General features: G+C 68.8%; 12 protein-coding genes. 3 read left to right on the forward strand and 9 right to left on the reverse strand.

Going from position 1 to position 12,782, the window contains the following annotated elements:
- Nucleotides 1-135: 135 nt before the first annotated feature.
- From EFY87_RS02880 to glgC, 5 genes are read right to left on the reverse strand one after another with little or no spacing between them, the layout of a single operon-like run.
- Nucleotides 136-807, reverse strand: coding sequence for a hypothetical protein (locus EFY87_RS02880; RefSeq protein ID WP_123269958.1), 672 nt, complete (start codon nucleotides 805-807; stop codon nucleotides 136-138).
- Between the two features lie 9 nt (nucleotides 808-816).
- Entirely contained in the window at nucleotides 817-3,645 is a 2,829-nt protein-coding gene (cphA, locus tag EFY87_RS02885; RefSeq protein ID WP_123269959.1) for a cyanophycin synthetase, read from the reverse strand.
- A gap of 33 nt (nucleotides 3,646-3,678) precedes the next feature.
- The gene (locus EFY87_RS02890; RefSeq protein ID WP_123269960.1) at nucleotides 3,679-4,563 is read right to left on the reverse strand and encodes a cyanophycinase; all 885 of its coding nucleotides are present in this window, start codon (nucleotides 4,561-4,563) and stop codon (nucleotides 3,679-3,681) included.
- The gene (serB, locus tag EFY87_RS02895) at nucleotides 4,556-5,833 is read right to left on the reverse strand and encodes a phosphoserine phosphatase SerB (RefSeq protein WP_123269961.1); all 1,278 of its coding nucleotides are present in this window, start codon (nucleotides 5,831-5,833) and stop codon (nucleotides 4,556-4,558) included. The genes EFY87_RS02890 and serB overlap by 8 nt, the downstream gene beginning before the upstream one ends.
- Nucleotides 5,830-7,080, reverse strand: a complete 1,251-nt coding sequence (glgC, locus tag EFY87_RS02900) for a glucose-1-phosphate adenylyltransferase (RefSeq protein ID WP_123269962.1) — start codon at nucleotides 7,078-7,080, stop codon at nucleotides 5,830-5,832. Before glgC ends, serB begins: the two co-directional genes overlap by 4 nt.
- A gap of 42 nt (nucleotides 7,081-7,122) precedes the next feature.
- Between glgC and glgA the strand changes: the two genes are divergently transcribed.
- On the forward strand, nucleotides 7,123-8,319 hold the full coding sequence (gene glgA / locus EFY87_RS02905; protein ID WP_123269963.1) for a glycogen synthase: 1,197 nt from the start codon (nucleotides 7,123-7,125) through the stop codon (nucleotides 8,317-8,319).
- Between the two features lie 149 nt (nucleotides 8,320-8,468).
- Here the strand turns inward: glgA and EFY87_RS02910 are convergent, their stop codons facing one another.
- Together EFY87_RS02910 and EFY87_RS02915 are read right to left on the reverse strand one after the other, a co-directional pair.
- Nucleotides 8,469-9,464, reverse strand: coding sequence for an IS5 family transposase (locus EFY87_RS02910; RefSeq protein ID WP_123269964.1), 996 nt, complete (start codon nucleotides 9,462-9,464; stop codon nucleotides 8,469-8,471).
- A gap of 92 nt (nucleotides 9,465-9,556) precedes the next feature.
- Nucleotides 9,557-10,315 (reverse strand): hypothetical protein, encoded by a 759-nt coding sequence (locus EFY87_RS02915; protein WP_123269965.1) that lies wholly within the window; start codon nucleotides 10,313-10,315, stop codon nucleotides 9,557-9,559.
- Between the two features lie 81 nt (nucleotides 10,316-10,396).
- On the opposite strand from EFY87_RS02915, the gene EFY87_RS02920 reads away from it, so the two are divergent.
- Entirely contained in the window at nucleotides 10,397-11,209 is an 813-nt protein-coding gene (locus tag EFY87_RS02920) for an ABC transporter ATP-binding protein (RefSeq protein WP_123269966.1), read from the forward strand.
- Nucleotides 11,210-11,239: 30 nt separating this feature from the next.
- Entirely contained in the window at nucleotides 11,240-12,007 is a 768-nt protein-coding gene (locus EFY87_RS02925; protein ID WP_123269967.1) for a sulfite exporter TauE/SafE family protein, read from the forward strand.
- Nucleotides 12,008-12,013: 6 nt separating this feature from the next.
- Here EFY87_RS02925 and EFY87_RS02930 read toward each other — a convergent pair whose 3' ends face one another.
- Both EFY87_RS02930 and EFY87_RS02935 read right to left on the reverse strand, forming a co-directional pair.
- A complete protein-coding gene (locus EFY87_RS02930) occupies nucleotides 12,014-12,430 on the reverse strand; it encodes a hypothetical protein (RefSeq protein WP_123269968.1) in 417 nt (138 codons plus the stop codon).
- The gene (locus EFY87_RS02935) at nucleotides 12,431-12,751 is read right to left on the reverse strand and encodes a hypothetical protein (protein ID WP_123269969.1); all 321 of its coding nucleotides are present in this window, start codon (nucleotides 12,749-12,751) and stop codon (nucleotides 12,431-12,433) included.
- Between the last annotated feature and the right edge of the window lie 31 nt (nucleotides 12,752-12,782).

The following is a 12,782-nucleotide window of genomic DNA, read 5'->3' on the forward strand; positions in this document are numbered from 1 at the left end:
GGCTGGAGATGACGAAGGTTCGCGTTACCCAGCCGTCGGGTATGCCGATCGCGCGGTATGGCGCGCGCTGGGCATACTCCTGAGAGCAGCGCTTCCGTCGGGTATGCCGATCGCGCGGTATGGCGCGCGATGTGTCTACTCGTGGGGGTAACGAGGGACCGGAGGCGCCGCGGTCAGCCACGGGTGACCGGGAAGGGTGCGGTCGAGCATCTCCTGGAGCCAGTGACGTTGCGCCGCGTCCAGCAGCGGCCACGTGGCGTCGAAATCTACCTGGTCCTTGGGCCGGAGACCGCGGGCCTTGTAGAGCAGCTGGATCTCGGGGCGCAGGTAGGGAAGGCCGTCCCGGTGCCACAGGGCTTCGTCCATTGGCCGGGTGATCGACGAATCACGTTTGTAGACCCACGTTTTCGCGTTTCCTGGGGCGAGCAGCACGTCATACTCCCACGGCTGGTCCCAGCCGGGGCGCAGCCAGATCTGTTCGGCGCCGTCGTGGGCGCGCTCGTCGAACAGTGCAGGGTCGTCGGCGAACACCGGTTTCAGCGCACCTGACCCGGCGGCCCAGACGTCATACCGTCCTCGCACGAAGTCGCGGAACGTCTCGACCTCGGCGCGCAGGATCGAGATGTCGCAATCCTCGTGGGACCGCGGCACGCCGGTGAACGCCTCGATCGCCCAGCCGCCCGCGACGAACCAGGTGCCGGGATATCCGTCGACGAGCGCGCGGGCGTCGCCGGGTGTGCGGCTGCGCCACGGCCCGTAGACCGCCGTGAACTGCTCCTCGGTCGGAGACCACGAAGTGGGTGCCATCACCAAGCCCTACGGAGTGCCTGGCTCGTCACTAGTCTCGAGCCGTTCGCCGTCGGCCGTGCCGGCTTCCGTCGTCAGTTGCTGCGGGTCGAGGTCGGGGTCACCGGGTCGCTCGTCGTCGGTGTGCGCACCGGCATTTGCCTGGTGGGTAAAGGTTTCCAGTTCGGCGAGGACCGCTGCGTGCTGGTCGACGCAGAGCATCACCAGATCGCCGGGGTTCGCCAGGTGCACCGCGTGCCGGGTGGCCTCGAGTTCGTTCAGGACGATGAACACCTGGCGGCAGCGGGCTCCGGCGGTCATCGCTTCCCGCACGCCCTCCTCGACCAGCCCGGCCGCGACGCCGGGCGCGCGCCGGCGCAGGTTGTCGTCCTCCCGCACGATGAGGATGTCGAAATACTGCGCAGCCGCCCGGCCGAGCTCGCGAATGTCCTCGTCCCGGCGGTCACCGGCCGCACCGACCATGCCGATCCGGGAGATGCGGTGATCGGCCGCGCCCTGGCGCTGCTCGACGTACCCCTGCACGAACTCGCCGAGGCGGTGCATGCCGGGCGGATTGTGGCAGTAGTCGACGAAGACCTCGGCGTGGTTGACCTCAACCCGGTTGAGCCGGCCGGGGGACAGGTAGTAGGTCGTCGTGAACGTTCGCAGACCCTGCCGGATGTCGTGCAGCGGCGCCCCTGCCGCGAACGCCGCGCCGGCCGCCGCCAGTGCGTTGGCGACGTTCATCCGGGCGGTGCCGCCGAAGGTGGAGGGCAGCAGGTGCGTCCACGCCAGCGGCATCGCACGCCGGCCCTGCTTCAGCACGATCATCTCGCCGCGGTCGGACGGTTCGAGCACGACAGCGCGAGCGCCGCGGCGGCACCGCTCGTCGATGAAGTCGCGCACTCGGCTGCCGGGCGGCTCCATCGAGAACCACACGACCGTGCCCGAGCACCGGCGGCGCATCGCGCGCACCAGCGGGTCGTCGGCATTCAGCACGGCATATCCGTCGCGCGGAACGGCTTCCACCACAACGGATTTCACGCGGGCAAGCTGTTCGAGGGTGTCGATGCCGTGCATGCCGAGGTGGTCCGGCGCGATGTTGGTGACGATCGCGATGTCGTTGCGGTCGTAGCCCAGCCCCTCCCGGAGGATGCCGCCTCGGGCGACCTCCAGGACCGCAAAGTCGACGCGCGGGTTCTGCAACACCATGCGTGCCGAGCGCGGACCCGAAGCGTCGGCCTTAATGACCAGCCGCTCGTCGATCACGATGCCGTCGGTGGACGTCATGCCGACCTTGCGGCCCAGGCCCTTCATGATGTGCGCCAGCATGCGCGACGTGGTCGTCTTGCCGTTGGTGCCGGTCACCGCGACGATCGGCACCCGGGACGGCGCACCCGGCGGAAACAGAAGATCGACAACGGGTTTCGCGATGAACTGTGGTTCGCCCACCGTCGGGTGCGTGTGCATCCGGAAGCCGGGTGCCGCGTTGACCTCGCAGATCGCGCCGCCCGTCTCCCGCACCGGCGCCGTGATGTCCGGGCAGATGAAGTCGATGCCGGCGACGTCCAGGCCGATGAGTTGCGCTGCCTCCTCGGCGATTTCGACGTTGTCGGGGTGTGCGTCGAAGGTGCGGTCGATCGAGATGCCACCCGTCGACATGTTGCCGGTCAGCGCCAGTTTGACCATTTCGTCGGCGGGCGGGACGTCAGTGAGCTCGTAGCCCTGCTCACGAACCAGGGCCACCGCGGCGTCGTCGACCGCGATGCGGGTGAGCACCTTCTCGTGCCCGACGCCGCGGCGCGGATCGGAGTTGGTGATCTCGACGAGTTCGCCCACGGTGTGCGTGCCGTCGCCGACGACGTGTGCCGGCACGCGCTCGGCGATCGCCGCCATCCGGCCACCGATGATCAGGCACCGGTAGTCCTTGCCGGTGATGAACGACTCGACCTGCACCACGCCACGACGGCTCTGCTCGACAGCGAGCGGAAACGCCGTCCGAACCGCCTCCTCAGACTGCAAGTCAAGGATCACGCCGCGGCCGTGGTTGCCGTCCAGCGGCTTGATGACGACCGGGAAACCGATGGAGCGGGCCGCCTCCGCCGCACCCTCCGCGGTGCGCACGGTGATCGCCTTGGGCACGGGCAGCCCGGCGGAGCCGAGGAGAATCGCGGTCAGGTTCTTGTCGCCCGCGATGTCGACCGCCAGCGCCGACGTGCGCGAGGTCATGGTCGCGCGGATCCGCTGCGCGTGGACGCCCTGCCCGAGCTGCACCAGCGAGTGCTGGTTGAGCCGCGTCCAGGGGATGTCCCGGCTGACGGCTTCCTCGATGATCGCTGCCGTCGACGGGCCGAAGGCGGTGCGCCCGGCCAGTCGCAGGAAGCGGTCCAGCTCCGTGCCGAAGTCGAAATCGGCTGTGGGAATGATCAATTCGTTGACGACGCGCACGGCGAGATCACCGGCTGCGACGCCGACGCGCTCGTCGTAGAAACCGAAGATCACGTTGTAGATGCCCGGCCGGTCCTTCTCACCACGGGTCTTGCCACGGCGCTGATCGTGGCCCGCCTCCTGCTGCAGCTGCAGCGCGACGTGCTCGGTGACGTGTCCGAGCCAGGTGCCTTCGCGCAGTCGTTCGACAAAGCCGCCGCGGTGTCCTCGCGAGCAGGTGTGCTCGGCCAGGCCGGGCAGCCACTCCAGCAGCGCATCGGTGAAGCCGGGCAGCGTATCGGTGGGGAAGTCCTCCAACTCACCGAGGCCGACAAGCAGGTGCACGGCCGGGCCGTAGTGCCAGATGTTCGGCCCGCGGTAGACGCGTGAGCGCAGGACTTTCAGCTGGCCGGTCGTCGGGGACTGCTCCATCGCCGTGCTCCTCTCGTGGTGCTCGTATGCCGGTCAGCGGCGCAGCGCCGCAGCGGCGGTCGCCGTGTCGTGCCGGTCTCTGCTGGTGGAGACCGCCAGGTCGGCATACTTCTCGTCGAAGTCGGTCAGCGTCGCCGTCTCCAGGTCGAAGGTCGCGCCGAACGGCAGCGTGTGCACGATCGCGCCCGTGACCAGCAGCGGGGCGTCGCGCTCGGCCTCGTGCGCGTCGGTGACCGCGGTGCGTGCGTCGACCACGAAGACCGCGCCTGAGCCGACCACGGTCAGCTCGGTGCCGTCGGTGATCTCCGCGGCAGTGTCCTCGTCGATGCCCATGCCGAGCAGGCTCGGGGAAGAGGCGACGAGGGACAGCAGCCGCCCATAGCGCGCCCGCTGGTCGAAGTGCTGGTCGACGATGACGCCCGGCAACAGCCCGAGGCCTGCGGTCAGCTGGCTGGACCGCTGCCGTGGGGTGACGCCCTCGTCGCCCATGGAGATCATGAACTGGCTCATGATGGACGCACCGGCGGACGTGCCGGCGATGACCGCGCCACGTTCATATGCCCGCAGGATCGCGGCTCCCAGCGGCGTGCCGACGATGAGCTGGCTGAGCCGCAACTGGTTGCCGCCGGAGAGGAACACGCCCGTCGCCTGGTCGATCAGCGCCACCAGGCCGGCGTCGCTGCTGTGCGCGCGGTCGGGCGGATTGACGGCGTCGATCTGCGGTGCCCCGAGGCGGGAGAAGACGGTCGAGTAGACCTCGACGACCTCGTCGGGCACCGAGGATGCGGTCGGTATGACGACGATCCGCGATTTTCGACCGCCGGCGAGGCGCACGAAGCGCCGCAGGATCGTGACCCGGCCGACCTTGTCCTCCGCGCCGCCGATGATCAGGAGGGATCGGGTCGCAGGTTCAGGCATGGGGTGAGTCTAGGGAAGCTGCGCCGGCTGCGCGGGACGTCTCATGGCCCGTCGCGTCACCGCCGGCCGCAACCCGGTCGGCTTCGTCGACCTCGTCGCGGGAGATGCCGAGCATGAACAGCACCGTGTCCAGATAGGGGACGCTGACACTCGCGTCCGCCTGGTCGCGCACGACCGGCTTGGCGTTGAACGCGATGCCAAGGCCTGCTGCGGCCAGCATGTCCAGGTCGTTCGCGCCGTCGCCGATGGCAACGGTGCGCGACAGCGGCAGGTTTTCTGCGTCGGCAAAACGCCGTAGTGCCAAGGCTTTTCCGGCCCGGTCCACGATCTCGCCGTCAACTCGCCCGGTCAGGCGCCCGTCGCGCACTTCGAGCCGGTTGGCGTGCGCGTGGTCGATGCCGAGATCGGTGGCGAGCGGGCCGACGATCTCCAGGAAACCACCGGAGACGACCGCGACCGCATACCCGAGCCGCTGCACGGTGCGCACCAGGGTGCGGGCGCCCGGGGTGAGGCGCACGGCACGCCGCACCTCGCCGAAGACGGACACGTCCAGGCCGGCCAGACAGCCCACCCGCTCGCGCAGGCTGGCCGCGAAGTCGAGTTCGCCGCGCATGGCGCGCTCGGTCACTTCCGCGACTTCCCGCTCGCGTCCGGCGTGGGCGGCGAGCAGTTCGATCACCTCGTCCTGGATCAGCGTGCTGTCGACGTCCATCACGAGCAGCCGCTTGCCGCGCCGGGCGAGACCGCCCGGGGCGACGGCCAGGTCGAGGCTGCGTTCGGCCGCGATGAGCGCCAGTGTGCGGCGCAGCGACGGCACGTCGGCGCCCGACAGATCGAACTCGATGGTCGTGACCGGGTCGCGCGACAACCGGCGGATGCGGTCGATGTTCGCGCCCTGGCGCCCGATGGCGGCGGTGACCTCGGCGAGGTCGTCCGCACCCAGCGGACTGCCGAGCACGACGACCGACGCGCGGCCGGTGCGGCGGGACGGGTTGTCACCGTGACCGGGCTCGACACTCGCGTTCAGCCCGTGCCGGTCAGCCAGTTGGTCGATCGCGCCGGAGAGCTCGTCCGCCGGGCCGGTCGGCTGCAGCAGCGCGGTCAGCAGCAGGCGGCCGCGCACGACCGCCTGCTCGAGGTCGAGCACGTGCGAGCCCGACTGCGCGGCAACCGCGAGCAGATCTGCGCTGACGCCCGGCCGATCCGTGCCGACGAGGGTGATCAGGACGGTCGGGTATGGCGAGTCATGCTGCGTGCCAGGCGAATTCACGCGGTGATGACCGCACCCTTGCCGACCACGGTGATGCCCGAGTCGGTCACGGTGAAGCCACGCGCCCGATCGTCGTCGGCGTTGAGGCCGATGCTGGCACCCTCCGGCACCCGTACGTCCTTGTCGATGATCGCGCGGCGAATCCGGCAGTAGCGCCCGACGTCGACATTGTCCATCAGGATCGAGTCGTCGACCTGGGCGAAGGAGTGGGTGCGCACGTTCGGCGAGAGCACCGAGTTGCCGATCAGCGCCCCACTGACGATGCACCCCGGGGAGATCATCGATCCGGTCGCCATGCCGCTGCGGTCGGAGGCGCCGTGCACGAACTTGGCCGGGGGCAGCCCGGCGTCGCTGGTGCGGATCGGCCAGGCGTAGTTGTAGAGATTGAAGATCGGGTGGATCGAGACCAGGTCCATGTGTGAGTCGTAGAAGGAGTCGATGGTCCCCACGTCTCGCCAGTAGCCGAAGTCCCGCTCGGTCGCGCCGGGAATGACGTTGTCGCGGAAGTCGTAGGCATGTGCCTCGCCGCGCTCGACGAACGCCGGGATGATGTTGCCGCCCATGTCGTGCTTGCTGTCGTCGTCCTCAGCGTCGGCCACCACGGCCTCGACGAGCGCGTCGGTGTCGAAGACGTAGTTGCCCATGGACGCGAGGACCTCGCCTGGGGAGTCGGCGAGACCGACCGGGTCCGAAGGCTTTTCACGGAACGCGCTGATCTTCTGGCCGGCACCGTCGGCGAGCTCGATGACGCCGAACTGGTCGGCCAGCTCGATCGGCTGGCGGATCGCGGCGACGCTCGCCCGGGCGCCGGACTCGATGTGCTGGTCCACCATCTGGGCGAAGTCCATGCGGTAGACGTGGTCGGCACCGGCGACGACCACGATGTCCGGCTTCTCGTCGTGGATCAGGTTGAGGCTCTGATAGATCGCGTCGGCGGACCCGGCGAACCATTGCTTGCCCACCCGCTGCTGGGCGGGCACCGGCGCGACGTAGTTGCCGAGCAGCGTCGACATCCGCCACGTCTTAGTGATGTGCCGGTCGAGACTGTGCGACTTGTACTGCGTCAGCACGACCATTTTCAGGTAGCCGCTGTTCGCGATGTTGGACAGGGCGAAATCGATCAGCCGGTAGATGCCGCCGAACGGCACCGCCGGTTTCGCGCGGTCGGCCGTGAGCGGCATGAGTCGCTTGCCCTCGCCGCCAGCGAGAACGATTGCCAGGACAGAAGGACCGTTGCGTCGCGCCATACACAGACCTTAGAGGTCGGAAAGGCGCTAGCGTCAGTCGGTGTGAGAGTCGATCTGCTGACCAAGGAATATCCGCCGAACATCTACGGCGGCGCCGGAGTGCACGTTGCCGAGCTGGTGCGCGCCTTGCGAGGCCTCGGCGACGATGTGCAGGTGCGTGCCTTCGGCCGCCCCGTGGAGGAAGCGGGCACGACCGGGTATCCGGATCTGCCCGAATTGCGAGACGCGAACGCCGCGCTGCAGACGATGGGAGTGGACCTGCGCATCGCCGCCGACTGCGCGGGAGCCGACATCGTGCACTCGCACACGTGGTATGCGAACTTCGCCGGGCACGTCGCGTCGTTGCTGCACGGTGTGCCGCACGTGGTCACCGCGCACAGCCTGGAGCCGATGCGGCCGTGGAAGGCCGAACAGCTGGGCGGCGGATACCGGTTGTCGTCATACATCGAACGGACGGCGTATGACGGTGCCGCCGCCGTGATTGCGGTGAGTCACGGGATGCGCAAGGACGTGCTGGCCAGCTACCCGGACCTCGACCCGGGGAAGGTGCACGTGGTGCACAACGGCATCGATTCGCAGCTGTGGCACCGGGACACCGGTGACGACGCGACAGCCATCGTGCGCCGGCATTGCGTCGAGCCCGACCGGCCGAGCGTCATCTTCGTCGGGCGGATCACCCGGCAAAAGGGCCTGCCCTACCTGCTGCGCGCGGCGGCCGAGCTGCCGCCGGAGGTGCAGCTGGTGCTGTGTGCCGGTGCCCCGGACACGCCCGAGATCCTGCAGGAGGTCGAGGGCCTGGTCGCCGGGCTGCGCGAGACGCGCTCCGGCGTAACCTGGCTCCCCGACATGCTGCCGCGCGCCGAGGTCATTGCATTGCTTTCTGCGGCAACGGTTTTCGTCTGCCCGTCGGTCTACGAGCCGCTCGGCATCGTCAACCTGGAGGCCATGGCCTGCGGGTGTCCGGTCGTGGGCACCGCGACCGGTGGCATCCCCGAGGTGGTCGATGACGGCGTGACCGGCTGGCTCGTGCCGATCGACCAGGTCACCGACGGCACCGGCACACCGAAAGACCCGGATCGCTTCGTCGCCGACCTGGCGACGACGCTGACCGCGGCGACGAGTGACGCGCAGGAGGCGCGGCGGCGTGGTGCTGCGGGGCGGGAGCGTGCCGTGCGGGAGTTCGGTTGGGAGACCATCGCCCGCCGCATCCAGGACCTCTACCGGGCGCTGGTCGAGTAGCCGAGCCGCTAGGGAAGCGCTGATCTAACGGCAACGTCGGTGCAGGGGTGGGGTGCCACTCGATCGGTCGGCGTTGAATCGTGCTGATACTGCGTGGTTTTGGCCGGTGACCCGGGTTTCGCGGGCCGTTCGGCCCGGTTTTGGGCAGGCTACCGCCCAGGCACCCCGGCTATCCGGACCGCTCGGGCACGCATCAGCAGGTTCGCTGAGGTGAAGAGCACGTTGAGCAGGTTGTGGTTCTTGGCCAGCCCGCGGTACCGGGTCTTGGTGAACCCGAAGTCGCGTTTGACGATCAGGTACGGGTGCTCGACCTTCGCTCGCACCGACGCCTTCCGCGATTCCAGGTGCTGGTCGTGCGGGTGCATCTGCTTCACCGTGGACTTCCGTGCGCCGACCCGCCACTGGACCCTGGCCAAGTGCTCGTCGCCGACCACCTCCGGGCGTTTGTGCACACCGGTGTACCCCGAGTCGGCGTACACCACCTCGTCATCGCCGCGCACCAGGTGCGCTGCCTGCGTCACATCCCCGTCATTGGCTGCGGTCACCGTCACGGTGTGCACGTACCCGGTACCCGCATCCACCCCGGTATGCGCCTTCATCCCGAAGAACCACTGGTTCCCCTTGGCAGTCTGGTGCATTTCCGGATCCCGCGCACCGGCAGCATTTTTCGTCGAACTGGGGGCGTTGATGATCGTCGCGTCGATCACCGACCCACCGCGCATGATCCACCCATTCGCCTCGAAGAACCTCGTTTGGGCGTCCAGGAACGCCGCTCCCAGGTCGTGCTTCTCGATCAGGTGCCGGAAATGCAACAACGTGGTCGCATCCGGCACCTGGGCGGTCGTGAAGTCCAACCCCAGGAACGTGCGGAACGCGTACGAGTCGTAGATCGCGTCCTCGGTGCCCTCATCCGACAACGAGAACCATGCTTGCAGCAAGTACATCCGCAACATCGTCTCGGCCGGGACTGGTTGCCGGCCACGCCGCCCGGTCGTGGGATAGAACGGCACGATCAACCCCGTCCACTCATCCCACGGGATCACCTCATCCATCATCGCCAAGAACTCATCCCGCCGGGTCCGACGACGACGGTTCCCATACTCCACATCCGCGAAACTCGGCTGCTGCACAACACGACCAGGCATGCCCCGATTCTCCCAGCCAGCAGCGCCCCACGCGGTCAATAAGTCAGCGTTTCCCTAGGCGAGGCGTATCGAGGCACGAGACCCGAGCCGCCTCAGCCGTCGGCGCGCATCCCCGCGAGATGCAACGCCGCGGCGGTGGTCGCGCGGGCGAGCGCCTGGTCGGTGGCGGCCTGCAACTCGCGCAGCGCCCGCTGCCGCCCGGCGTCGGCTGCCGCATTGACCGCGTGTGAGTGACCGAGCGCGAAATCGACTGCGGCGCCAACAGTTCCGGCAGTCTGCAGCACCCGGATCGCGCGACCGGGGAGCCCGGAGGGCAGCCCCCACTCGCGCAGCGTCGCCACCTCGTCGGCCTGGGCGCGCAGGCCGGACCCGGCGAACGGCCGGATGTCCAGACCCTCGAGCGTGGTCGCTGCCTGTGCCAATCGGGCCCGCAGCTCCCGCTCGATCTGCGACTCGTGCAACTCCTCGAGGCGGTGCGCGGGAGTGGGTTCGCAGTCGTATGCCGTGAGGCGCACCGTCATACCCTGATCGCCGGCCGGGCCGAAGAGCTCGACGGTCGGGACCAGCGCGCCGCCGATGGCCGGGACGAAGACGCACTCACCGGAATCGCTTGCAGCAGCGGTGAGTTCGGGGTTTCCCCGCGGCATACCGGTGAGGTCTCCGGCGCGGGGGAGGGCGCAGGCCAGCACGCGTTCGCCGAGGTCTTGCCACATCGCCAGCTGCTCGGTGTCTCCGGTGAGTTCGTCGGCATCGGGAAGTGCGCGGCGCACAGCCTCGGTCAGATCAAGGTGACCGGCCCACGCAGCGGTCACCCACAGGCTCAGGCGCACGGCGGCAGGCAGCTCGGACATGCAGGCAGGGTATGCCGGGCGTCGTGGCCGACCGCTGACCGGTCGCCCACGGCGTTGCTGCCACGCCGTAAGGTCTGTCGTATGAGTGACGTGCTGGCCCTCGCGGGCGTGAGCGTTGTCCGCGGTGGCAAGCGACTGCTGGACGACGTCACCTGGGATGTCGAGGAGGGCGAACGCTGGGTTGTCCTCGGGCCGAACGGCGCCGGAAAGACCACGCTGCTGCAGCTCGCCGCCGCGCGGATGCACCCCACCAGCGGTGTGGTCGGTGTGCTGAGCGAGGTGCTCGGCACGGTCGACGTCTTCGAATTGCGTCCACGGATCGGACTGGCGTCGGCCTCGATCGCCGAGCGCATCCCGAATGGCGAGATAGTGGCCGACGTGGTCGTGACGGCGGCATACGGCATGGTCGGCCGGTGGCGGGAGCGGTATGACGACCTCGACCACGGACGCGCTCGGGAGCTGCTGAGTGCCCTCGGCGCCGGTCACCTGGCCGACCGGCGGTTCGGCACGCTCAGCGAGGGCGAGCGCAAACGGGTGCAGATCGCCCGTGCACTGATGACCGACCCGGAGCTAATGCTGCTCGACGAACCGGCGGCAGGGCTGGACCTGGGCGGCCGGGAGGACCTGGTGGTGCGCCTCGGTGACATCGCCGAGGACATCGAATCGCCGGCGCTGGTGCTGGTGACCCACCACGTCGAGGAGATCCCGCCGGGTTTCACCGATGTGCTGTTGCTGCGCGCCGGCAAGGTGGTCGCCGCCGGACCCATCGAAGCGACCCTCACCGCCGGAAACCTTTCCGCCACCTTCGGACTCGAGCTCACTCTCGAACGCGTGGGTGACCGGTGGGCGGCACGCGCGGTGCAGCAGCCGCGTGGTCGGCACTCCGCGAGCTGAGCAGTCTGCGGACCGCACGGTGACTCAGTCATGTCCCTGGCCCACATCCTCTTGATCATGCTGGCCGGCGTGGCCGCCGGCACGATCAACACCGTGGTCGGGTCGGGCACTCTGATCACCTTTCCCACGCTGCTCGCCTTCGGCTATCCGGCAGTGACCGCAAACATCTCCAACACGGTCGGTCTGGTTGCCGGCGGCGTCTCCGGGTCGTGGGGCTACCGTCGAGAGATCACGGCCGGGCGGCAGCGGCTGCGGCAACTCGCGCCGATGTCGTTACTCGGCGCGGTAGTCGGGGCGCTGCTGCTGATCTGGCTGCCGCCGTCCGCGTTCAAGGCGATCGTGCCGGTGCTGATCCTGGTCGGGCTCCTGCTGGTCGTGTTCGGCCCGCGCCTGCAGCGACGGATGGCCGCGCATCACCCGGATGGCACGCAACCGGAATCGGCCGGCCGGAAGGTCGCGCTGGCGGGCGGGGTCTTTTTCGCCGGGGTGTACGGCGGCTATTTCGGTGCCGCGCAGGGCGTGCTGCTGATGGGCCTGCTGAGCGCGCTGCTGCCGGACTCCCTACAGCGGCTCAATGGCATCAAGAACGTGCTCGGCACCATCGTGAACGGCGTCGCGGCAATGGTTTTCATCATCGTGTCGTTTCACAACGTGCGCTGGTGGGTGGCGCTGCTCATCGCGATCGGCTCGCTGATCGGCGGCCTGGTCGGCGCGAAGGTGGGGCGCAAGCTGCCCCCGTGGCTGCTGCGTGCGTTCATCGTCGTGGTGGGTGTCGTTGCCATCGTGACGATGATCTGAGGGCGGTCAGCTGCGGTCCGGTATGGCGCGCACCTGCTCCTGCAGCGAGGCGAGTGCGGCGGGGGAGAGCGTGGCGCCATACGTGGTGATGCGCCAGCGCCATGTGCCGCTGGTCCATCCGTAGGCGGTTCCGTCCGCACCGTCGAAGTCCTGGCGATGCAGCGGGCGCCGGCTGAACGAGATGGCCGGCGCGGAGAAGCTGCCGTCGAAGGAGCCGTCGTCCTCCCAACAGTGCACGTGGACGGCGTCGGTGACGGTGAGCTCCACGGTCAGTGGCTGCGGCGCGGCGTTCGCTTCGAACCACTCCGAGCGTGACCGCATGTCGGCCTCGTGCTCTGCCCACTGTGCGGCGGCCCGCTCCTCCTCGGTCACGACGTCGCCGGTCCGCGTGAACACGTCGTCGACGGTTCCGACGAAGCTCACCTACGGCCCGCCCTGGTCCGGCCGGTTCGGTTCGTCGTCGTGGAACTGCAGCGCCCGGTCGCGGTCCTGAATGAAGAGGACCCGGCCGTCCGGACGGTCGAGTCGCCGGCGCGCCCCCTTGATGCGCACGTGCAGGGTGGCCGGCCCGTCATCGTCGGCAAGGACCACCGGAGTGAGCGGTGGCGCCATACCCTCGCCGTAAAGCGTTCCGTAGCTGAGTTCGCGCTCGTCGGTGCTGACAACACCTTCCACGACCAGGTCGGGCTGGGGCGTGATCATCAGGTCCTGCAACGCCGGCCAGGTGATGGTGGGCTTGTTCATTGCGGCAGCGTAGCTTTCGCGGGCGACGTTG

The organism is Flexivirga caeni, assembly GCF_003724155.1.
Lineage (GTDB): Bacteria > Actinomycetota > Actinomycetes > Actinomycetales > Dermatophilaceae > Flexivirga > Flexivirga caeni.